26 protein-coding genes are annotated in these 22,644 nt (G+C 53.1%); 25 read left to right on the top strand and 1 reads right to left on the bottom strand.

Going from position 1 to position 22,644, the window contains the following annotated elements:
• Positions 1-49 precede the first annotated feature (49 nt).
• On the bottom strand, positions 50-640 hold the full coding sequence (locus HUU59_07905; protein ID NUO19352.1) for a methyltransferase domain-containing protein: 591 nt from the start codon (positions 638-640) through the stop codon (positions 50-52).
• A 173-nt stretch (positions 641-813) separates the two neighbouring features.
• Here HUU59_07905 and HUU59_07900 point away from each other — a divergent pair, with 173 nt between their 5' ends.
• The 25 genes from HUU59_07900 (at position 814) to HUU59_07780 (ending at position 22,360) form a co-directional block, all read left to right on the top strand.
• A complete protein-coding gene (locus tag HUU59_07900; GenBank protein ID NUO19351.1) occupies positions 814-1,455 on the top strand; it encodes a LysE family translocator in 642 nt (213 codons plus the stop codon).
• Between the two features lie 175 nt (positions 1,456-1,630).
• The gene (locus HUU59_07895; protein NUO19350.1) at positions 1,631-2,368 is read left to right on the top strand and encodes a hypothetical protein; all 738 of its coding nucleotides are present in this window, start codon (positions 1,631-1,633) and stop codon (positions 2,366-2,368) included.
• Positions 2,369-2,552: 184 nt separating this feature from the next.
• Positions 2,553-3,008, top strand: coding sequence for a transposase (locus HUU59_07890; GenBank protein NUO19349.1), 456 nt, complete (start codon positions 2,553-2,555; stop codon positions 3,006-3,008).
• A 222-nt stretch (positions 3,009-3,230) separates the two neighbouring features.
• Positions 3,231-3,854 carry a DUF4159 domain-containing protein gene (locus tag HUU59_07885; protein NUO19348.1) on the top strand — a complete coding sequence of 208 codons (624 nt, stop codon included), beginning with the start codon at positions 3,231-3,233 and terminating at the stop codon, positions 3,852-3,854.
• A gap of 45 nt (positions 3,855-3,899) precedes the next feature.
• On the top strand, positions 3,900-4,166 hold the full coding sequence (locus HUU59_07880) for a zf-TFIIB domain-containing protein (GenBank protein NUO19347.1): 267 nt from the start codon (positions 3,900-3,902) through the stop codon (positions 4,164-4,166).
• Entirely contained in the window at positions 4,166-4,831 is a 666-nt protein-coding gene (locus tag HUU59_07875; GenBank protein ID NUO19346.1) for a type 1 glutamine amidotransferase domain-containing protein, read from the top strand. The genes HUU59_07880 and HUU59_07875 overlap by 1 nt, the downstream gene beginning before the upstream one ends.
• Before the next feature lie 64 nt (positions 4,832-4,895).
• Complete coding sequence (locus HUU59_07870) at positions 4,896-5,240, top strand: hypothetical protein (GenBank protein ID NUO19345.1); 345 nt, start codon at positions 4,896-4,898, stop codon at positions 5,238-5,240.
• 13 nt (positions 5,241-5,253) lie between these two features.
• Positions 5,254-5,478 (top strand): hypothetical protein, encoded by a 225-nt coding sequence (locus HUU59_07865; GenBank protein NUO19344.1) that lies wholly within the window; start codon positions 5,254-5,256, stop codon positions 5,476-5,478.
• 41 nt (positions 5,479-5,519) lie between these two features.
• Positions 5,520-8,975 carry a DUF4175 family protein gene (locus HUU59_07860; protein NUO19343.1) on the top strand — a complete coding sequence of 1,152 codons (3,456 nt, stop codon included), beginning with the start codon at positions 5,520-5,522 and terminating at the stop codon, positions 8,973-8,975.
• Positions 8,976-8,980: 5 nt separating this feature from the next.
• On the top strand, positions 8,981-10,105 hold the full coding sequence (locus HUU59_07855) for a hypothetical protein (GenBank protein NUO19342.1): 1,125 nt from the start codon (positions 8,981-8,983) through the stop codon (positions 10,103-10,105).
• Positions 10,106-10,113: 8 nt separating this feature from the next.
• Positions 10,114-10,458 (top strand): hypothetical protein, encoded by a 345-nt coding sequence (locus tag HUU59_07850; protein NUO19341.1) that lies wholly within the window; start codon positions 10,114-10,116, stop codon positions 10,456-10,458.
• Positions 10,459-10,521: 63 nt separating this feature from the next.
• Positions 10,522-11,574 (top strand): T9SS type A sorting domain-containing protein, encoded by a 1,053-nt coding sequence (locus HUU59_07845; protein NUO19340.1) that lies wholly within the window; start codon positions 10,522-10,524, stop codon positions 11,572-11,574.
• Entirely contained in the window at positions 11,571-13,454 is a 1,884-nt protein-coding gene (locus HUU59_07840; GenBank protein ID NUO19339.1) for a tetratricopeptide repeat protein, read from the top strand. The genes HUU59_07845 and HUU59_07840 overlap by 4 nt, the downstream gene beginning before the upstream one ends.
• 70 nt (positions 13,455-13,524) lie before the next feature.
• On the top strand, positions 13,525-14,031 hold the full coding sequence (locus HUU59_07835; protein ID NUO19338.1) for an HXXEE domain-containing protein: 507 nt from the start codon (positions 13,525-13,527) through the stop codon (positions 14,029-14,031).
• 50 nt (positions 14,032-14,081) lie between these two features.
• Positions 14,082-15,341: an asparagine synthetase B gene (locus HUU59_07830; protein ID NUO19337.1), complete on the top strand. Its 1,260-nt coding sequence runs from the start codon at positions 14,082-14,084 to the stop codon at positions 15,339-15,341.
• Between the two features lie 54 nt (positions 15,342-15,395).
• Positions 15,396-15,692, top strand: coding sequence for a hypothetical protein (locus HUU59_07825; protein ID NUO19336.1), 297 nt, complete (start codon positions 15,396-15,398; stop codon positions 15,690-15,692).
• Entirely contained in the window at positions 15,689-16,087 is a 399-nt protein-coding gene (locus tag HUU59_07820) for a carboxypeptidase regulatory-like domain-containing protein (GenBank protein NUO19335.1), read from the top strand. Before HUU59_07825 ends, HUU59_07820 begins: the two co-directional genes overlap by 4 nt.
• Before the next feature lie 20 nt (positions 16,088-16,107).
• A complete protein-coding gene (locus HUU59_07815) occupies positions 16,108-16,251 on the top strand; it encodes a hypothetical protein (protein ID NUO19334.1) in 144 nt (47 codons plus the stop codon).
• 93 nt (positions 16,252-16,344) lie between these two features.
• Positions 16,345-16,887: a hypothetical protein gene (locus HUU59_07810; protein ID NUO19333.1), complete on the top strand. Its 543-nt coding sequence runs from the start codon at positions 16,345-16,347 to the stop codon at positions 16,885-16,887.
• 1 nt (position 16,888) lies between these two features.
• The gene (locus tag HUU59_07805; protein NUO19332.1) at positions 16,889-17,551 is read left to right on the top strand and encodes an O-methyltransferase; all 663 of its coding nucleotides are present in this window, start codon (positions 16,889-16,891) and stop codon (positions 17,549-17,551) included.
• Between the two features lie 21 nt (positions 17,552-17,572).
• The gene (locus tag HUU59_07800; GenBank protein NUO19331.1) at positions 17,573-17,857 is read left to right on the top strand and encodes a DUF1330 domain-containing protein; all 285 of its coding nucleotides are present in this window, start codon (positions 17,573-17,575) and stop codon (positions 17,855-17,857) included.
• A gap of 127 nt (positions 17,858-17,984) precedes the next feature.
• Positions 17,985-19,103, top strand: coding sequence for an acyl-CoA/acyl-ACP dehydrogenase (locus HUU59_07795; protein ID NUO19330.1), 1,119 nt, complete (start codon positions 17,985-17,987; stop codon positions 19,101-19,103).
• A gap of 25 nt (positions 19,104-19,128) precedes the next feature.
• Entirely contained in the window at positions 19,129-19,965 is an 837-nt protein-coding gene (locus HUU59_07790) for a PhnD/SsuA/transferrin family substrate-binding protein (GenBank protein NUO19329.1), read from the top strand.
• 450 nt (positions 19,966-20,415) lie between these two features.
• Positions 20,416-20,961, top strand: coding sequence for a metal-dependent transcriptional regulator (locus tag HUU59_07785; GenBank protein NUO19328.1), 546 nt, complete (start codon positions 20,416-20,418; stop codon positions 20,959-20,961).
• 79 nt (positions 20,962-21,040) lie between these two features.
• Positions 21,041-22,360: a glycosyltransferase family 39 protein gene (locus HUU59_07780; protein ID NUO19327.1), complete on the top strand. Its 1,320-nt coding sequence runs from the start codon at positions 21,041-21,043 to the stop codon at positions 22,358-22,360.
• The last annotated feature ends 284 nt before the right edge of the window (positions 22,361-22,644 follow it).

Here is a 22,644-nt window from a genome sequence, read left to right as displayed (position 1 = left end):
GAAAATTGCTTCCTCGCTAAAGGACGGCCGGAGGCCGTCGGTAGTGCTATCAGTCCTTGCGGACGTGCATGAAGAAGCCGTTTTTACTGACGCGGGCGATGGTGCCGGAGGGGGATTTGTAGAATTTTTCGAGGTGGACGATGCGCATGCCGGCTCTGTGAAAGAGGTCGCGCAGGTCGCGCTCGGTGAATTGGTGGAAGTGCGGGCGGTATTTGCGCGAGAGAATGTGCTCGACTTTGTAGATCAAGCTGTAGTCATTCGGAGTGACTAAGAACAAATTTCCGTCGGGGGCCATAACTCTCTTCATTTCCAGCACGTGATAGAGCGGATTGAAGAGATGTTCGAGCACTTCGAAGTGCGTGAGCGTGTGAAACGTGTTGTCGGGAAACTCGTAGCGTTCGATATCGAGGTCCACTTCCGAGACTTCGATGTTCAGTTTGGTTTCATCGCGGAGCACGTCGCGCATGTAGCTTTCGCCGCTTCCGACATCGAGCCAGCGTTCGCGGAGCGGATAGTTCTTGGCGTAGTTCATGAACAGCTTGAGCAGCCGCTGCGTGCGTTGTTTGAGCGCGGGGTCGTAGAGATTTTCGTCGGCGCCGATGCGGCTGTCGAGAACGTGCTTATCGTCGTAATTGCTCATGTGCTCTTGGGGTTTTGGAAGCTGTTGAAGTTACCCAAGATAGGGAAATGGAAAGACGGGAGCAAGCGGTGCGGGGCACGAGGCTCAACTAATTGACAATTCGGGAGTTCGGGCGTTGCGAATTTGGGGCATGAGCCGTATATTCTGGGATTAAATTGGGGAGTTCCGTCTACATGTTTGATGCACAATTCTGGACATTCGCGGGTTTGGCCGCGCTTTTGATCGTGACGCCTGGGCCGGACACGCTGCTGGTGCTGAAGAACTCCATCAGCGGTGGCCGGGCAACGGGATTGCATACCGTCTGGGGAATTGCGGTCGGGACGTACGTCCACGCGCTGGCTTCGGCACTTGGCCTGTCATTGATATTGATGCAGTCTTCGCGCGCCTTCACGGTGGTGAAGTGGGCGGGCGCGGTGTATCTTATCTGGCTGGGAATACAGAGTTTGTGGTCTGGATTTCGGGGCGAGACAGAGGCGGACCTTGGCGAAAGTGCGGAGGCTGGGAAACGCAAGTTCGCACGGAGCGGGTTTATTCAGGGGTTCATGAACAATATTCTGAATCCGAAGGTGGCGGTTTTTTATCTCGCGGTTTTGCCGCAGTTCGTGTCACCCGGGCAGTCGGTGCTGGGGCGGTCGCTGTTTCTGGCGACATTGTATGTCGTCATGGGAATCATCTGGCTATCGGCGGTCTCGGCGGCGGCGGCACAGGCGAAGACCGTGTTTTCGCGGCGGGGGTTGAGGCGCGCGGTATCGGGTCTTGCGGGGCTGGCCTTAGTCGGTTTCGGGGTCAAGCTGGCAACCGAACGGAATCCGTGACCGCTGTAAGTTTCGAGCCTAATATACGACACCAGTGGCGTTTTGTCAAGCATTTTTAGCAAAAAAGCTAAAAATTTATAAACACATGTTCAATATGTGATTGCGGGGTTTTGGCATTGAAGTTACGAGGGGGAGGGGAAATTTGGAGAGGCGTAAATTAACCTAAGGAAGAACAATGGCGGAATTGTTAACTACTAGTGAAATCAATGCCCGAATCGAACACATTATTAATGACGCAAAAGAACGGGTTGTCCTTGTCAGTCCATACTTGAAACTTGGTCCTCGACTTCAAACTCTAATCGAAGATAAAGACCGAATGAAGGTCGAGATGGTTGTGATTTATGGAAAAAATGAACTGTCACCGACAGAGATCGAATGGCTAAGCAAATTATCTCGGGTAAGAACGTCTTTTTGTCCAAATCTCCACGCGAAGTGCTATTACAATGAGTTTCAGGCGATAGTAACGTCAATGAACTTGTATGACTACTCCCAAATCAATAACGAAGAGTTGGGTGTGGCCTTTAACAAGGAGGACGACAGACAACTTTACGAGAAGATGCGTGAGGCCGTTGACCGAATTTATAGATCAAGCCAAGACATTGCCCTTTCTGTACAGAAAGTCGCAAAGGAAGAGAAAAAAACCGAGCCGCCGAAGGCGACCACAAAGCCAGCAGCTACATCAAAAGCAGATCGCGGTTTCTGTATTCGATGCAGCAGGCCATTGGCAATGAACATTGAGCGCCCTTACTGTAACGATTGCTTCAATATTTGGAAAGAGTTTAACAATCCTGATTACAAAGAACGAGTGTGCCACATTTGTGGAGCACCAAATCAAAGTACTCTAAACAAACCAAGTTGTATTTCATGCTTCAAGAAGCACCCACATCTGTTCCCCAGAAGATCGTCATTCTGAACGTCGGCTTGGCGACGTGAAGAAGCGTTCGGGCTGGAAGGCGCCAAATTCCACCGCCCACTAGGTCCAGCCTCCAGGCTGGACTTCTGGAGAGATGGAATGTTGCAGCGGAAGGTTCGCAGAGTGTCGTGCCTGGAGGCACGACCTAGTAAATTTAAATAAGATTGAAAAGCATTTCAAAGAAATGGACAAGCCGGAGAATCGTCATCAGACCGATCAAACGTTCTTTGTAACTTCAGTAATTGAAGAGCGCGAACCGATATTTCGAAATGACGAGCATGCGCAGAGGTTTATTGATGCCTTACAACATTTTCGAAAAACAGAAGAGATCAAATTGTATGGTTTTGTTGTGATGCCTGATCATGTGCATTTTGTTTGTCGAGTAGTTAATGGGATGACGATATCGAGCTTGGTGCGGCGAATCAAGACCTTTACATCACGGGATCAATTGTTCCACTGGCAAAAGGGATATTGGACTGTCGTGATTTCTCGCAAAGAGATGCTGATTGAGAAGCTCAACTACATGCACGCGAATCCAATCAGAGCAAAGCTTGTTGAAGACCTTAAAGATTACAAATGGTCAAGTTGGCAGGAATTCTATCAGAAACCGGAACCAGAAATGGTTGACCGAGTCACCTGAAAGATGTCGAGCCTGGAGGCTCGACCTAGTAGACGTTGTAATAGGTTTGCCCTCTAACCCCCCGCAACCATAGTTGATTTATCTGAGTTTAAGACGTAGCCAGAAAGAATTTAGAGTATTTTTAAGATATTGAAAACACAACGTTTGACAAAGACCCTGCGGAGGATTTGCGGGGGAAAGGTGACGTACGCGCTGTTGGCGGGGGTGTTGGTGTCCTCTCCAATGTTCGCGCAAGGGACAAATACGGCCCAGAAAGTGGGGCTGATGAAATATAACGGAGGCGGGGATTGGTACTCCGGCGGAAGGGCGCTCAGTAATCTGTTGCGTTATGCCGAAGCGGGTGCGAATGTGGATTTTGACCCCGAACCGCGGGCCGTGGAGCCGTCGTCGGTCGAGCTGTTCAGCTACCCGATTACCTTCATCAACGGTCACGGCAATATCTCGTTTTCGGAAAACGAGGTGAATAACCTGCGCGCCTATTTTAATGCAGGCGGATTTTTGTTTGCCAACGACGATTACGGCATGGACGCGAGCTTCCGCCGCGAAATGAAAAGAGTCTTGCCGGACGCGGAGTGGTACGAACTGCCGTTCAGCCATCCGATCTATACAGCAACAACCCGCTTTCCCAATGGCCTGCCGAAGATTCACGAGCACGATAAAAAATCCGCGCAAGGGTTCGGGCTGTTCGTGAACGGTGTGATGGTGTGCTTTTACAATTACGAGAGCGATTTATGCGACGGGTGGGAAGCTGAAGAGATTCACAACGATCCTCCGGAAAAACGTAAAGCGGCACTGGATATGGGGACGAATGTTTTGGTGTACGCCCTTACAAGGGGAGTGGAGTAGAAATAGGAAACTGGAAAGAGGAAAAAGGAAAGGCGGAGGCAGATCGTGGATTGTCCGAGTTGCAAAGTGGATTTGGTGATGAGCGAGCGGCAGGGGATTGAGATTGACTATTGCCCGAAGTGCCGCGGCGTCTGGCTGGACAGAGGGGAACTGGATAAAATTATCGAGCGTGCAGCCGACGACCGCGATGACGATCGCGCGCGCGCGCCGCAACAGCAGCAGTATCAACAGCCGCAAGTGGTGGTGCAGCAACAGCCGTACTATCAGAAGCCGTATAAACGCAAGAGTTTCCTTTCGGAGCTTTTCGATTAATGGATACACTGATTGTCATTTTGATGGTGTTGACGAATACGGCACAGTTTGATTCGCATGCGACGGGCGTGTGGCTGGAAGAGTTTGCCGTCCCGCATCAAATTTTCGCGGACGCAGGTGCACAGACGATTGTGGCAAGTCCGCAGGGCGGCGTGGTGCCGGTGGATCCGCGCAGTCTAAACGATGAGACAAAGCGGAATTTTGCCCGTGAAATCGAACTTTTGCAGTCCACGAAGAAGCTTGCAGAGGTTCAGTTGGACAATGTGGATGCCATCTTTTTCCCCGGCGGTCATGGCACGATGTTTGATTTACCGGGGAATGCGGACGTTCAGAAAGCCATTGTAGAGCTGTACGAACGCGGCGAGGTGGTCTCGGCGGTGTGCCACGGTCCGGCGGCCTTTGTGGATGTGAAACTTTCGGACGGAAGAGCGCTCGTAGAAGGTAAGAAGCTGGCCGCATTTACGGACAGCGAAGAGCGGGCGGTGCAGCTGGACGGATATATGCCGTTCATGCTGGAGAGCAAGCTGCGCGAGCAGGGCGCGACGGTGGAGACGGCCGAGAACTTTCAGGAGAAGGTGGTGGTGGACGGAAAGCTCATCACCGGACAGAATCCGCCATCGAGCGCGGGAGTGGCGCGGGAGATTTTGAAAGCACTGGCGCGCTGACGAAGGACTCAATGACCATCCGGAAAGCCGGGTGGAAATTATGAAGTAACTAGGGAGATCGACGATGTATCTCTTTTTGTCGGGACTGTTCCTGACGTTGGCGGCGGCGATCGGATTTCAGCCGCTGTGGCAACTGATACGCAAACTGCCTGCGCGCATGAAGTGGGTGTGGGTGCACGGCGGACTGGCCACACTAGGCATGCTGTTCATGATATTGCAGGCGACGCAATCGGCGAAGCCCACGCCGATGCTGGCCTTTTTGATTTTGCTGATTACGTTTTTAGGCGGAGTAGGATTGTTTGCGCTGCGGCGGATGAAGGCTCCCGTGCCTGCGGGAATCGCTTTGATACATCCGCTGGCGGCGGTGGTGGGATTGGTATTACTGTGGCAGGCAATTTTGGCGAGATAAGGAAACACAAGCATTGGCACTACTACGAGCACGAGCAACACGGACGCGCAGGCCTGTGCGTCACGCGGTGGAGAAATTCGCGGGCTGGTATTTCACCCGCTCGATACAAAGTTATCAGTATTTGCAGACGGGCGAATTGCCGCCGTCTGTGGTCAGAGACAGATTGAAAATGGCTGTGATTCGGCTGAGTATTCAGAGACAGAGAATCATTAATAAAATGCGGTTGCGCGGATTCTAAATACTCGCGCATGGAGCAGGTGAAGACATCCTTACGAGGACATGCCCTGCTGCCGCGAACTATGGAACGACCGTGATATTCGCGGTAAACGACTGAAGGAACAGACGACTATGGGTGCACGAGAAGTACTCTCGACGATACGCAACTGGATGGCGGGCTTACGGCGCGCTGTTCTTGTCAATACATTGAAGAGTCATGCGCTGTTCGCGTTGGCCGCATTGGTCAGCGTGACGCTGCTCGTGCTGGTGTTGGAATCGCTGGGACATTTCAGCGGCGGCGCGCGCGCGGTGCTGCTGGGGTTGTGGACGGTGTCGGCGGTTGCGGCGCTGGGGCTCGGAGTGGTATGGCCGATTCTGAAATACACCGCATTCGCGCCGACGGATCAGAAGCTTGCGGGACAATACGCGGAGAGAATTCCGGGAATCCGGGATCGCGTGCTGAACGCCTTGCAGCTTCTGGACAAAGTTGAGACTGCAGAGCGCGACGGAGTCTCTCCGGAGTTGATCTTAGCGGCGGGGCGCGGTGTGGCCGAAGAGCTGATTCCGATTCAACCGGCAACGCTGCCGGACAAAACGTATGTGAAAAAGAACGCGCGCTATGCAGTGTTCACTTCAGTTGCGGCGGTGGCGCTTCTGATTGTGTTTGGCGGTCCGCTGATGTCGGCGGCCGAGCGCGTGATGAATCCGAACAAGGATTTTTCTCTTCCGGCGGCATTTCAGTTGACGATTGAACCGGGTGACGTGGAACTTGTGCGCGGAGATTCACTGAAGGTGGTTGTCAAAGCCACAGGAGAAATTCCGCAAGAAGTCACTATCACGCGTCAAGAAAAAGGGCGCTCGGCGGACACACCGCTGACCGTTGCAGGAGAGAACGGTGAGTTTACGGTCACGTGGTCGGGTTTGGCGACGACGTTTGACTATTGGGCTTACTCAGGCAATGTCAAGTCTGAAAAGCACACAGTGACGATTCAGGAATTACCGGCGGTGCGGTATTTGACGGTCACGCTAACTCCGCCCGCTTACACTGAATTGCAGCCGCTGACATTGGAAGAGAATATCGGGGATATTTCAGCGGTTGTGGGCACCACAGCACGACTTTCGATTTCTTCGACGAAGCAATTGGCGAGCGCAACGATAGAGTTTTTTGATATCAGCGGCGACAACCTGACGACACCGCGCGAGAGGCTTCCACTGAATTTGGACGGCAGCAAGGCGAACGGCGAATTTACCGTGTCGAAGAGCGGAACCTATCAAATAAAGCTCACGGACAACGAGGGACGCGAGAGCCGCGACGCGATTTCGTATCGCATCAACGCCCGTCCGGATGAAGCTCCGGTGATTTCGCTGGTCGAGCCCGCAAACGACATGGAGATAGCCGCGGACATTAAGATACCGCTTGTGGCCGACGCGGCGGATGATTATGGATTCTCGAAGATGACGCTGCGCTATTTCCGTCCGTCGCCGTGGGAGCAAATGACGGATATTCCCGAGGAGAATTTTGAGCGCATGGCTCTCGACTATCGTGTGACTGAGCCGGGGCGTTGTGTGGTGGAGACGATGTTCGACTTGACGCCGCTGCAATTGCTGCCCGAGGATCAAGTGCTTCTTTTCGTGGAGGTTTGGGACAACGACCGCATCAGCGGGCCGAAGCGTGCCAAGAGCGAAATGCGGGTGCTGCGCTTCCCGTCGATGGCGGAAATTTTCGAACAGCAGGAGCAGATGGAAGAAAAGCGAACCATCACGCTTGAAGAACTGCTCGAGCATTCGCAGGATTTGCGCGAGGAAGTGGAGAAGGCCGTCGAGGAGTTCAAGTCGAATCCCGAGATGACGTACGAGCGCAAGCAGGAAATCAATCAATTGATGGAACAGCAGGAGCAGATGAATCAGGTTCTTGAGCAGGTTGCTCAAGCGATTGAGATGCAGCAGATGCAGAATCAGATTCGTTCGCTCTATTCTCCCGAAGTGATGGAGAAGATGGCGCAGATACAGGAACTCGTGGAAGAGGTCATCACGCCGGAAATGCGGGAAGCTATGCGCAAGCTGGCCGAGGCGATGCAGCAGCCGACACCTGAGGAGATGCGCGAAGCGCTTCAGAACATGCAGAAGATGCAGGAGCAGTTTCAGCTTGCTTTGGATCAGACGCTGAACATGCTGAAGCAGATGCAGGCCGAGAAGAAGTTGGACGAACTTGCGCGCCGTCTGGACGAACTTTCGAAGCAGCAGGAGCAGCTCAATGAGAAGATGGACCAGAACACTCCTCAGAACGCGCAGGAAAACGCGAAGCAGCAGGAGAAGCTGGCCGAAGAAATGAAGAAGATTGAGCAGGAGATGAAGCAGCTTGCCGAGCAGATGAAGCAGGATCAGGTTCAGGGTCAACAGCAGGCTCAGGAGCTTCAGAAGGAGATGGAGGAGGAGCAGCTTTCCGAGCAGATGGAGCAGAACTCGCAGTCGATGCAGATGTGTCAGAACCAGTCGGCGAAGAAGCAGGGGAAGAAGCAGCAGAAGAAGATGTCCGAGATGGCGCAAAAGATGCAGGACATGCGTCAGCAGATGCAGCAGAATCAGGACCTCGAAACGATGATGGAGATGGAGAAGCAGCGCGACAAGATGCTCGATCTCTCCATGCGTCAGGAACAGCTATGGCAGCAGTCGCAGAATATGGATCCGAACAGTCCGCAGATGCGCGAGCTTGCCGAAGAGCAGGAGAATCTGAAGCAGGCGATGAAGCGTGTTCAGGAGGACATGACGGAGCTTGCGAAGAAAACGATGAGCGTAACTCCGAAGCTGATGGCGGCGATGGAGGAGACGATCAATCAGATGCAATCGGCCTGCAACGCGACGGCAGAGCGGGATTCACGTTCGGCGACACACTATAGGAAGCAAGCTCTCGCTTCGCTGAATGAAACGCTGAAGCAGCAAAACAACGCATGCAAGCAGTGCCAGAGTCAGTGCAACAAACCGAACAGCAACTCGACGTGCAACAAGGCCGGCGGCATGTGCCAGAAGCAGGGACAGATCAACCAGCAGACGATGTCCATGATGCAGAATCCGGGCACGTTGTCGCAAGGTCAGGCGGCGGCGATGCAGCGGCTTGCCGCCGAGCAGGAGGCGCTGGCGAAGTCCATGGGCGAACTCGCTCAGGAGGCCGCGGCTTCACGTGAAACGACGGGCCGTCTCGACGGATTGAAGGAAGAGATGGAAGAAGTCGCGAAGGATTTGCGTGCGCAGAAGATTACGCCGGAGACGATTGAGCGGCAGAACAAGATCGAATCGAAGCTGCTTGATTTCCAGCGCGCGAACCGCGAACGCGAGTTTTCTCCGCAACGAAAGTCAAACACGGGTATTGACATGGTGCGTTCATCGCCACGCGAGTTGCCGAAAAAGCCGGGACAGGATGAACTGCGTGAAGATTTGCTGCGGGCGCTTGACGCGAAGTACACTCCCGATTACGAAGAGCTAATCCGCAAATACTTTGATGCTCTTTCAAAGTGGCAATAACCGGCATGAATGCTGGACCCAATGCGTTGACGCATGCGCTTTGCATTCTCATTGTTGCGCTGTTAGCGGGCTGCACGGCGGGTCCGCAAACCGCTCGGCTTGACGGCGGACTTTCGGAGCAGATTTTCTCACCGAAGTTCGTTGTCAACGATGACAGAACGCTGAATTGTCAGTGGATAGAGTTTCATCGTGACAGCGTCGGCGGCGCGGGAGTGAATTGGAATCCGGCGCGCGGACGATTTGACACCGTTTTGTCTTATGACTTCATTCAGCGCAGGTATGTGCAATGCATACCGGAGTTGATGCGATGGACGGACAGACGTCACAGCACGGCCACCTTCGTTGCTCACAGTTGTATTCAAGAGAGCTTCATGGTTTTCCGTGACAGCACGGGCAAGCGCGAAGCGGCGTGGCTTGCCGCTCCCGCCATTCAAACCTATCCCCTCAAAGTTGATTCCGTTTACCTGATAGTGCACGGCAGCTCTACCGAGTACGGCCTGATAACGATCTGGCTGGACAATTCAGGCCGCGAACTGAGCCGTGACACGCTTGATTTACCGGTGCCGGATTTCGCCGCTGCCGCGGGTGACGGCGCAACGCTGGTGAAACGGGAGGACGACGCGTTCCATATTTACCATTTGGGACGCGCATGCAGCTGGATTGACAGCGGAACGGTGAATCGCGGATTTTCCGGTAAGCAGAGTTTCGGCACGGACTATTTCGTTCAAGACGGTGAAATTTACATCGTGAGCGGCTACAATCTGGGCAAGGACGACGCGATGTTTGAAACGCACGTTGTGAATGGAACCAGGCTGCTTTCCACCCATCAGGCGAAACTCCGGCCCTTCAGCGGACTGAATGTCGTCGCCTGCCGCGCCATCGACGCGGGAGAGGAGTTTCCCTGTCTTGTGGCGCTGTCGGAAAGTGTTGAGGGCATGAGTGTCGTCGTGCTTGCGCAGGACAGCGAGGGTTATTGGTCAAAGCGCGGTAATGCCGAGTCTCCCGTCAGCGAAACGATTCAGGAGTTCTGCGCCGTCAAGTGGGGGAACACGGTGCATGTCGCCTGCACCGTCGCGGCCGACACGAGTGCGGTTGCCAACTCGGTCGAGTGGATTGGATTTAAACTGTGAAAGGACGAATGATGGTCAAACAACTTGGAGTGTTAATTCTGGTTTGCGTGCTGAGTCTGAGTGCAGGCGCGCAGCTTCAGTTTGATCCGGTGCGCATGGATCCGGAAACGGACGAGCGGTTCTTCTTTCCGACGATTCAATTGACGAACGATAACCGGTTCTATTGCACATGGGCGAGTGCAAATGTGGATTGGATTGGCGCCTACGGTCAGCATATCGAATTGAACGGAACACTTACAGGTCCTCGCGACACACTTGACATTCAGGACACAGGCTTGGTAAGCTGTCCGCCGCGCGTTGAGTATCAAACGCTGTCCAGCGGCGCGTGGGCGAAAATGATCTATCACGAATGACTTGCCGAGACGAAGCTCCAGTTCTACTCCCCGGAGGGGACGCTGCTGGAGGAAACGGCTTTGATGCCCGCGTTCTTTCCCAGGTTCTTAAAACTTGCGAACGGATATTTTGTTTCGTCACGCGATTTCTCCATTGGCCAGCAGGTGTTTCGTTACAGCGCAGCGGGTGAGTTGACGGGTTCCGACACGCTTGCCCTTGGCGAAACGTACTTCTCATACGAGGTGAACGGCGCGCCGCATTTGGTGTCGCAGAGCAGTGTCTTCAGCGGCGGACGGTGGACGATGCGGTCGCTGCTATATCTGTTTGACACACAAGGCTTCTTCGCCGACAGCATCGTGCTGCGCGAAAGCGAACTGCAGCAAGGTGAGAGTCCATCCGGCTTCGCATTTCACTATGAGAACGGCATCCTGACATTTGTTGCGGGCTCCGTGTCTCCGACTCCTCCGATCATTGACTTTCGCGTGTGGTTGTCCACATATGATGGAATCTCCGTGACCCACACTCCGCCGTGGGACCCCGGTCCGCTTGCTCCGCAAAGCTACGTTACAAGCTGGGGAATACTGCGCACACAAGACGAACGGTTTGTGCTTTCGGCCTTCATTCGTAGTGACGAGTTCATGCAGTTCTGGTTTATGGGACTTGAGGGAGACGGCACATTCAACTCGAATTTGCATATTCAAGACGTTGCCGACAACCATCTGTTGAACGGTCTTGTTATGAAAGAGATTGGCGGTTCGCTTGTGTATGCGTTTACCGAAGTGACGACAGACGGCTCATACGGCGGCGGTGCGCAGATTGCAGCTTTTCCGTTAGGTGAATTGCTCGACGCGGACGACCAAAGACCTGAACTTCCGAACCAGCTTGCCTTGACAGCTTATCCGAATCCTTTCAATTCAAGTTCGACCATTGAATATCGGGTTTCTGTGCCGGGCAACGCGCTGTTGACGATATTTGATTTACTTGGCCGTGAAGTCGAAACTCTCTCTGATGGGGTTCATCAGGCAGGAAGCTATCGCACGAGCTGGGCGGCCGGTGACGTGGGAAGCGGCAGATACTTTTTGAAACTCACATCATCCGGACAATCACGCGTGATACCCTTAACCTTGACCAAATGACCTCTCTCCTATATATAGTACTGGTGTCGCTGTTCGCGCTCGGTTCGGTTCAGGCACAGCAGATAATCATCCAACCGGGTGGTTCGGGTCAGTCTCCGCAGCCGCGCAAGCCCAATGTCCAGCGAACCGCAGAGCAGGTGCATATGGATCGCGCGCGCCGCGAAGAGCAGCGCGGGAACTACGAAGGTGCGCTGGTCGCCTGGCAAGAGGTCTTGAAGGTTTCTCCGTTGGAAGCGCAGGCGATTGCGGCGATTCCGAACTGTTTTATTCAATTGCGCAGGTTTGACGAAGCCGAGGCATTTCTGGCAGAGCAGATTGAAAAAGGCAGGCTGCGCGGACTTGCCTCTCAATGGATGGATCCGTCGAGTCCGTTTCAGTTGACGATTGCCTTGGGCGAGGTGAAGCTTGCACGCGATGAAGAAGAAGCGGCTTGGGACTTGTGGAGGGAAGCTCTTGCCACACAGCCTCACAATCCGGACGCGCTGCGCGTGCTGATAAATGCGCTTCACCGCAACCGCCGCTGGGAGGAGAGTGAGAAGCTGATTCGCGAGTACCGCAAAAATGAAAAAGTGCCGACCTATATGGCGCTGGAACTCGCGTCAAGCCTTCAAGCGCAGATGAACTACGCAGGTGCGACGGAGGAGCTGCTTCTTTACACCAAGACGTCGCCGACCGCGTGGCAGATAGCGCAGAGCTATTTGAGCCGTTTCCCGGATGATTCGACAGTCGAACAGACGGTGATGCACACGCTTGACCAGGCTATCAAACGTGACCGCAAGGACCCGACGATATGGAGAATGTACGCGGGCTACACGATGAAGTCGGGGCATCTGGAGAAAGCGCTTGAAGCCACGATTACCGCGGATTCTCTATCTGATGCCGGAGGGGTCAGCGTATTGTCCACGGCGCAGCAGCTGATTGCCGAGGGCGAAATTGAACTTGCGCAGCGCGGATTTGAGAAAGTTTTGGCGTGGAAGCCTGCGGACCAGTTTGTCGAGCGGGCTGAACTGGGGCTTGCGCAATGTCTTGAGGCGAAAGGCAACTTCAGCGAGGCAAAGATTGCTTATGAACGGTTCATTGCCGGACGCTCGAAATCACCGGAGATAGAAGAGGCTCGATTCCGGATTGCGGAAATATTACTTGAGCACGAGAACAGGCCGCAGGAAGCTTTGGCGGAATACACGGGAATTTTCCAGCGCACCAAACCGCCGCTAAAACAGAAGGCGGGCATGCGAATTGGCGATGCACACGCGTACATGGGTGAATACGGTGCGGCGATTGACGCATGGAGCCGTTCGGTTTTCACTCAACGCGGTGAAATTACCGATGAGTCCGCACAGGTTCTTATGCGCATTGCCCGCGCAAATATTTGGCGTGACTCGACTGCCCTTGCCGAAGCGGCACTGGATTCAATACTAAAGGGCAGCACGCAGAACACAACATTTAACGATGCGATTCTGTATCAAGCGCTGCTGTCAGGCGGCGGTTTCCATGGCGCATTGCGCGCATTTGCCGACGCGGATTATGCGGAGTTCCGGCAGAATTACGAACTCTCCGCGCAAAAATACGGTGAGGCGGCCTCCGGTTTGAAATACGGACGCTTGGCGGAATGGAGTCGGTTGAAGGAAGCTGAATCTCTGCGCGAAGCAGGCAAGCCGAATGAGGCCATCGCAGCTTTGAATACATTCGTCGAAAGCCATTCCGAATCCGTTGATCTCCCGCGCGCAAAGTATCTGATTGCGGTCATCACGCTGGAGGACCTGCAGCAGGAAGACTTAGCCCTGAAATTGCTGCAGGAGTATCTTGTCGAATATCCCCGTTCACTCTACCTTGAGCAGGCCCGCCGCAAAGCGCGAGTGCTTGCCAACAAGGTATCCTAAAGCACCTTTAGCATAGAAAGAACCTTATCTGGCCGAAATACTTGAATGGATTTACCACCATCCGCAATGGGTGTTTTGGGCTGCGCTGCCGGCGCTGATGCTCCATCAGTTTGAGGAGTATGTCTTTCCCGGCGGATTTCTGCCGTGGTTCAACAAGGAAGTATTCAGAAGCGGGAGCGAAACCTCTCCGATATCGCCGAAATTCGCGCTGATACTGAATATCTTCGTCGGCTGGCCGGTGTTCGCTCTGGTTGGCTTTCTTGGGCTGGATCATACGTGGTACACGATGCCCGCGATGGGCATTCTGTTTGTGAATGCGTGGTTTCATATCGCGCTCTCCATTTCCTCCGCCCGCTATTCGCCGGGCACGTTTACAAGCATCATGGTGCTTCTGCCGCTCTCGCTTTACACGTTTTACTACTATGTTATGACGTGGGAAATCGGGTTCAGGCAGCTCTTCATAGCCGTCACCACCGGTCTCGTTTTGCATGTCTTGATGCTCACCATCCCGCGCGAGCTGATTCATGCGCGCGAAAAGCGTCAGGAACGGCAGCAGACTTCAGACAACAATTCTTAGAGTTACCGCGGCGGCATCCGCAGCGCTTGCCTCCTTCACATGACTTCTCGATGAAAAGACTCTCATTCCTACTCACGCTCATTCTCATTGCACTTCCCGCGTTTGCGCAGAAACTCCTGATTCCGATGGATCTTTCACAGACCGACCACTTGAAAGCCTATGGTGTCGCATATGACGCGCTTGAGAAGGGAATCAAGGTCGAGTGGCTTTTGAATTATCGCGGCGGCAGTTTCATGCTGGACACGTATGATGAAATCGCCAATGAATGCAGACTGCGCGGTGTCCGGGCGGAGGATGCCGGCAGCGCGGGCGACATCTATCTCGAAATCGAGAACAATAACATGGAAGTCGTGCTGCTGGAAAAGGCCACCAAAGTCGCCATTTACGCTCCGGATGAAGTGCGCGAAGGCCCGTGGGACGACGCGGTGAACCTCGCGCTTACCTATGCCGAGATTCCCTACGAGATTATTTATGACGCGGATGTCCTCGAAGGCAAGCTCTCGAAATACGAGTGGGTTCACTTGCATCATGAAGATTTCACGGGGCAATATGGCAAATTCTACTCGATGTACCGCAACGCCGATTGGTATCAGCGGCAGGTGCAACAGGAGGAGGCCTCGGCCAAGGCACTCGGCTTCACCAAAGTATCGGAAATGAAACTCGCCGTTGCGCGTACGCTGAAGGCCTACATGGGCCGCGGCGGATTTTTGTTCGCGATGTGCAGCGCGACGGACAGCTACGATATCGCTCTGGCTGCGCAGTCGACCGACATCTGTGCCAACGTGTTCGATGGCGACGGCATTGACCCGAATTTTGCCAGTAAGATGGAATACGGCAACGCGCTCGCGTTTCAGAATTATAATCTCATCACCGATCCGATGGTGTATGAATTCTCGTCAATTGATGTGAGTCCGACTTCGGGCATGCTCGCGCAGGGCGGCGAGGGAGATTATTTCACGTTATTTGATTTCTCGGCGAAGTTTGATCCAATTCCGACGATGCTCACGCAGTGCCACACGAATGTCGTGAAGGGTTTTCTGGGTCAAACCACGGCATTTCACAAGGAATATCTCAAGCCAAGCGTAACCATCTTGGCTCAGCGCGAAGGCACGGACGAAATCAAATATATTCACGGCAAATTCGGCGAAGGGTTCTGGACTTTCTATGGCGGCCATGACCCCGAAGACTACCGCCATCAGGTCGGCGACCCGCCCACTCAACTGGCATTACACAAGAATTCTCCCGGCTATCGCTTGATTCTGAATAACGTTCTCTTCCCGGCCGCGCGAAAAAAAGATTTGAAGACGTGAGAAGGATGTTGGTTTAGACTGGGCACAGTACGAACTCACTATAGTTGGAGCAAAATGTTCATCCTGCAAATCGAACACCCAGTTCACAGTTTCGAAGGATGGAAACGAGTTTTTGACAGCGACCCTGTCGGACGCAAGAAAATGGGTGTCCGCAGATACAGAATTCTGCGCGATGCATCAGTCCCCAATTTCGTAGTCATTGAATTGGAATTCGCCGAAAAACATGAAGCGGAGGCCCTGCTCGCGGCGCTTGGCGATGTTTGGCGCAAAGTGGAAGGTAAGTTAATAGAAGGCGCACGGCATCGCATCACCGAAGTAGTTGAAACCGTGGAATTAGGTGATTTACGATGAGACTTCTCTTCATATTCGCACCGTCGGCGATAGTCCTTGCGCAGTTAGGCGCCGTCGAAGTGCAAGTTCTGGATAAAAAGGAGAACACACCTGTACCCGGTGCTAATATTGAATTAGTTGGAAATGCGATTGGAAGAACTACTATGTGGGATAGCGAAGGTACCTGTCGCTTCGACAGTCTAACCCCCGGAGCTGACTCGCTCCGCATTTCTTCGATTGGTTATCACGGCCTCTCGATACCGATTCAAATCAAGCCAGACACGCTGACACATATTGAAGTGAAGCTGGCTGTTGGAGAACTGGAATTCCCCTCTTATCGGGCAAAGAAGTTACCGCGCAATTACCCAAAAAAGAATACGAAAATCTCTTATACACCTATCGGCGCCTCCAAATAGCCCAAAAGGATGTTCTCACTATGGCAACAAACGGTCAAAACAAGATCTTCTCTGCCATAGTCGAGTACGACGCCGAAAGCAAAATGTTCGTTGGCTCTGTGATTGGTACGTCAGGCGCACATACACAAGCTACCACACTTGACAAGCTTCGCGAAAATATATGAGAAGTGATTGAACTTTGTCTGGAAGACTCAGGTCAAGAAGTTGCCGATCCCGTTTGTTTATTGGTCTAATGCAAATTCATCTTGAATAATGTCATGCGATTCTTTAAATCGTTTGCTGTAACTCTTACGCTTATATACACCACCCTCGCCCTTGCCCAAACGGAGTTCAAAACCGTCTCACAATCGGACTTTTCACCCTTGATTGGCAAATGGTCGGGAACGTTGACCTATTTGGATTACGCTGATGATTCATCACGAGTACAGCTTGAAGTGCGAATGGACGTGACGGACTCAGACAGCGGATTCGTCACCAGAACGACCTTTGTCGAGCCGAATGGCGAGGAGATTGAAGACACCGGATTACTCGGGCCTTCACATGGCGGCAAGCGTGTGATGATGGACGGCAGAGCGTGGATGCTGTATGACAAAAAGTCAACTGCCAATGGAATGACGATTGTCTTTCAAGGGCCGGGACAGGATGACAACAAGAATGCTCAGCTCACGCACGTGCTGTTCATGTCCACACCCGGATTGCTGTCACAGGACTCGGTCGTGCTGACAAAGAAGGTGTTGTATGAGAATGCAGGTCTGGAGATTCAGCGCAATCAATTTCGCTTAGGGCGGGTGAAGGAATAGTATGCAGCATCTGTGGGATTCAGTTGATACCTATCTCAATAATCTCTTCATCGAGCACGACCCTGTGCTTGACTGGGTGATAAGAGAGCAGGAGACTCGCGGTCTGCCCGCAATTCAAATCTCGTCGCTCGAAGGCAAGCTGCTGCAAATTATCGCCAGCGCCATGAAGGCCAAAAAAGTGCTGGAAATCGGCACGCTCGGCGGTTACAGTGCGATTCTGCTTGCGCGCGCGCTTCCGCACGACGGCAAGCTGATTACATTGGAAATCGACGAGGTCCACGCAAACGTCGCCACCAAGGCCTTCACGCAGTCCGGGTTGGCAGACAAAATTGAATTGCGTCTGGGTGCGGCGCTGGAAACTCTTCCGGTACTAAAAAGCGAAGGCCATGTCTTTGATTTCATCTTCATTGATGCAGACAAGGAAAACAACGCGCATTATGTGAAACACGCGCTGGAAATGTCGCATCCGGGCACGCTGATTATCGTGGACAATGTGATTCGCGATGGTGACGTCATCAATCATGACAGCAACTCTCCGATGACACAGGGAGTGCGGCGGATGAACGACTATGTCAAGAACGAGCCGCGGCTCTCAGTAACCGCAATTCAGACCGTCGGTTCAAAAGGCTACGACGGTATGTCGTTTATGTTAGTGAAGGGATAGCGCGTGGAGTTCCGGCGCATCATGGCGATGCAGATAACTGATTCGGAAGGCTATACGACTTATCGCAAGCACATGATGCCGCTTTTGGAGGAGTACGGCGGGAGATTCGACTATGATTTCAAAGTTAGTGAAGTGCTGAAAAAATGCTGCGATGTGGAAATCAATCGCGTGTTCATGATTGTGTTTCCATCGAAGCAACATTCCATAGAGTTTTTTGCCGACCCGCGCTACCAACAAGTTCGGAAACAATATTTTGAAAGCTCCGTGGGAAGTGTAACACAAATCGCGGAATACGAAGGTGAATAGAATGACCTATCATCGGTGAACCGGTAACAGGTTCGGCGGAGCCGGACCACAACCGCACAGCGCACCGGTGTAGGAGCAGGCTTACTTGTTCGTGCGCTGGAGCGTTGCGCACAACAAGGAGGCAAGTTTGAGTACGAATTGGAAGGAAGCGCTCGAACGAATTGCGAGCGAGGTGGTTGCCGCACATGCGGCGGAAGTGGACAGCTATGGCAAGTTCCCGCATGAGGCAGTCAACGCATTGGCCGACGCGGGATTGCTCGGTGCGGTGAGCGCAAAAGAAGTCGGTGGCCTCGCGTTGGGGCCGCGGGGGGCAAGCACAATCGTACGCCGTGTTTCGCGGGAATGCGGCTCAACCGGCATGGTGGTGTGCATGCACTTCTGCGGAGCCGCCGTTCTCGAAGCGCACGGCGACACAGAAACTCGCAGGGCAGCTGCATCGGGAAAACATCTCTCGACGCTCGCCTTTAGCGAAGCCGGCTCGCGCAGCCATTTCTGGGCGCCCGTCAGCACGGCGGAGCCCAATTCCAGCGGCGTCGTCTTAAATGCCAAGAAGAGTTGGATAACCTCGGCCTCGAAAGCCACTGCCTATGTGTGGTCTTCGAGGCCGCTTGCTGCAGAGGGGTTAAGCACGATTTGGCTTGTACCCGCCAACGCAAACGGACTCAAAGTGCAGGGCCCATTCAACGGTCTCGGTCTGCGCGGCAACGACTCCTCGCCGGCCATTGCCGAAGGCGTGCATGTTCCGCATAGCGCCATGCTCGGTGAAGATGGCAAAGGCTTCGACATCATGATGGGCGTTGTGCTGCCCTTGTTCAATGTGCTGAATGCAAGCTGCTCGATAGGTCTGATGGAAGGAGCCATTGCGCGTGTTTCGAAACATGCCGGAACGAAATATGAGTATTCAGGAATTGCGCTGGCCGAGTTGCCGACCATTCGCAGTTACGTTGCCCGCATGCAAATCAAGGCGGACATGGCCGCCGCTTTGCTTGACGACACGCTGAACGCAATTGAGTCCAATCGTCCGGACACGATGCTGCGAGTGCTTGAATGCAAAGCGGCAGCCGGAGAAACCGCGACGGAAGTGCTCGATATCGCCATGCGTGTCTGCGGCGGCATTGCGTTTCGCAAGGACGTTGGAGTGGAACGCTATTTTCGCGACACCCGCGCGGCAGGTGTCATGGCGCCGACCACGGATGTCCTGTATGACTTTATCGGCAAGGCCGTCACAGGTCTGCCGCTATTCTAAGGAGAGAGAATTGAGCACTTTGTTGATGGGCGCGGTGGCCTATGACCCGAAAGTCGTGACGATTTGGAACGGCTTCAAAGAATATTTTATCCGCAATGGCCTGGACTTCGACTACGTATTGTTCAGCAACTATGAACGGCAGGTGCAGGCGCACTTTGACGGTCTGATTCATATCGCGTGGAACTCCCCGTTGGCGTGGATTCAGACTGAACAGATTGCCAAGGCAACCGGCCGCCATGCTGTCGCGGTAATGATGCGCGATACGGACTGTGATTTGACATCCGTGATTGTTGTCAAGAAGGACGCCGAGATACACACTGTCACCGATTTACGCGGCCATCGAATTGCAGTCGGTGCAAAAGACTCTCCGCAAGCCACGCTGATACCTTTGAATGTACTGGCAGAATCAGGTTTGGAACCGGAGATAGACTTTGCCGTTCTGCAATTTGACGTTTTGGTAGGATTGCATGGAGACCACATCGGCGGCGAGCGTGACGCAGCCCGTGCATTGGAAAGCGGCATGGCGGACGCGGCGTGTGTCCTCGAGGCCAACTACCGGCTATTCGAAGAGGATGGCACATTTGGCAAGGGAGACACGCGTGTCCTCGTCCGAACTCCGCAGTTTGATCACTGTAATTTCACGGTTCTCGATGGTGCCCCGACCAAAGAGGTTGGAAAATTCTGCGAGTTGCTTCAGGACATGCGCTACGACGATCCTGAACTTAAGCCTCTGCTTGACATGGAAGGCCTGAAACAATGGAAAGTCGGCCGAATCAAGGGCTACAGAGCGCTTGAGAATGCCATTGACCGCTTCGGCACGATTGAAGAATTTGTGCAAAGCGCGGGAGCGCGATGTCGCTGACGCACGTGGAACGATAGTCCGAAATAGCCCGTTGCCCTTGTGCGACGGGCTATTTCATGCCTGAGCTCAATCTCCGAAAAGTCAACATTTTAGCGAATTCAGTTGAATAGACCCGCCAATGGTGTGTTCGTCACGGAAAACGCTCATTTTTCACCGTCATGCGAGGCATTCATCCTCTCGACCGTGTGCACTTTATTGCCTCCTTGCAAGCATTGCGCAACGCTCAAAAAAGACCTTTTCATCCGAAACAAATGATTCATTTGACAACTCTCAACTTATGAAACCGCTGGAGAGGCGAGGTATGCACGATTTGCTCCTCGACACATACGTAAGTCGAGTATTGTGGGGAAGAACTATTTGAAGTGGGTCAAAACTTTACTTGCCTCACCGCGAAAAAATGCTTATACTTTGACCCACACGTTTAACTAACATCTGAGCGCACTAAAGCAAATGCAACACAACGGCCTGGGGAATGGCAAACCGCAACTTAATGGTAATGGTCATGGACACAGCAACGGCAAGTTCTCGAAAAACAATATCGAGGGATTGACGCCGACGCGCGAAAATTATTTGCGCACACTTTACCAATTGTCACGCGGAACGGATGGTGTCAGGTTAACGGATCTTGCTCGCACAGAAGGCGTCAGACTCCCCACTGCACGCCACGCTGTGAACTGTCTACGTGATCTGGGGTTAGCCATGCAGGAAAATTACGGGAAGATCCAATTGACGCCTGACGGGGAACGAATTGGACGACAGATTTGTGATCGGTTTGATTTGACACGCAAGTTCCTCATTGAAGTGTTGGGTGTGAATGCCGAGGCTGCCGAACGCGAAGCCTCAGTCATGGAGCATCACCTCGAAGAAAACACTCTGGAACGCCTTGCCGCCTTCGTGAAGCATGTGACCAACTGCTCCGGCGGACAGTATGCCTCGCCCGATTGCCTTGTGAATCTGCGCGCCACCATGGAAGAAGCGGCGCAAGTTCCGGCGTAATCAATCAAATTCGGTTGTCGAGAATGAACGGAGAGGATGGCCTCTCCGTTTTCTCATTTAGTTTCACTCGGAGCACGCGATGAAACGACTCTCTATCATTCTATCACTGCTGATTATCGGTGCGGGCTTTCGGTTGTTCGTACTGGAATTGCGCCCCGAAGGTGCGCTCCTGCGCGCACCCGACGAACCCGAGTATCTCGAAATCGGGCAGAATATCTGGTTGGGTAACGGGTTTTCATTTGATGGAGAACCAACCGCTTATCGAGACATGTTGTTGCCGTACACCGTCGCGGGAGTAATGACGGTCAGCGGAGGTGATTTCAAGCCGATATTTTACCTTCAGTTGTTGCTGAGTTTGATTACGGGAGTCTTTCTCTATCTTGTTGCTGCCAAACGATTCACGGAAACCACAGCGTATGGTGTATTAACGGTTTGGATGCTTTACCCGGCGGCAGCGGTCTTCAGCTCGCTGCTGTTGACAGAAACGTTGTTTGTGTTTTTCTGGGTTTTGGCAATCTGGTTGCACGACAGGCTTGATGACAATGGTTATGCTGTGCGCGATGCGTTGATTCTTGGCATAGTCCTGGGATTGTTGTGTTTGACTCGCGCCGCCGGTGCAATTCTGCTCGCAACTGTCTTCATCTATGTCTTTCTGGTTCGATATGAAACGTCTTTCGCCGTTCGAGCCAAAGCCGTCTCATTCGTTTTAATCGGTGCGCTTGTCGTCATGCTGCCGTGGATGATTCGCAACCAAATAGTGATGGAACGATTCTCGCTGAACACTAACGGCGGAATCAATCTCCTGATTGGCAACAATCCCTACATGAACGGCGGTTATCTCTTTGACGAACGAGTTGAAGGAATCATTCCCCGGGAAGCACGCACCGAAGCTCAGCGCGACGTTGCCGCCGCACACGCCGCCAAGGAGTTCGTGCAGGGACACTGGCGCGACACCTTTGGCATGTGGGCAACTAAGTTTGCTTACCTTTGGTCAACAGACATGGCGATGCTCGCGCACTTCGCTCCCGTACGCGGCTCCGAATCATTGGCGGAGACTCTGCGCGAGCAGCCGCTCGGTGCGCTAATCTTGATGGCCATACCGTTTGCGATTCTCGTCCTCCTCGGCCTGTGCGGATTCTATCTCGTGCAAAAGTTCCCTGCCAGAGGATTCTTTATTCTCCAACTCTCATTTGCCGCGCTTGCCGCATTTATCAGTTACGGTCTGCCGCGTTATCACTTCCCGCTTATGCCCGCAGTCATTCTTGGCGCCGCCGCCTACTATGAGAATCAGCCGTGGGACAAGGCTCCTCAATGGCGCAGGCTCATGCTCCTGCTCGCTATCGGATTGTTCATGGGGGTATGGGCCTACGAGACCGTGAAAATCATCGGATTGATGTAGAACTTCCCAGTTTCACCGACTGTCACTGCGAAAATATTTTCGTACCAAGAGCAGCGCACAAAATTGTTTATAAAGAAGTTAAATGCTGTGCAAAGCTATCTTTGTGACTTTGTAACATAGGTCTTGACAAACGGACGAGGGGGCATATATTATATTGTTGTTACCCTTCGCGCACGACGCCGGAAGTAACAATTTGAGGAGCAAGAGCATGAAGAACACATTTTGGGTCTTGATGTTGACGGGGATTCTTGCCGCGCAAGTCTCGGCGCAAACGGAAGCGAGTA

This window comes from bacterium (assembly GCA_013360195.1).
GTDB lineage: Bacteria > Electryoneota > RPQS01 > RPQS01 > RPQS01 > JABWCQ01.
The sequence above is the reverse complement of the archived record's forward strand: the minus strand, read 5'-3'. Positions and strand labels throughout refer to the sequence as shown.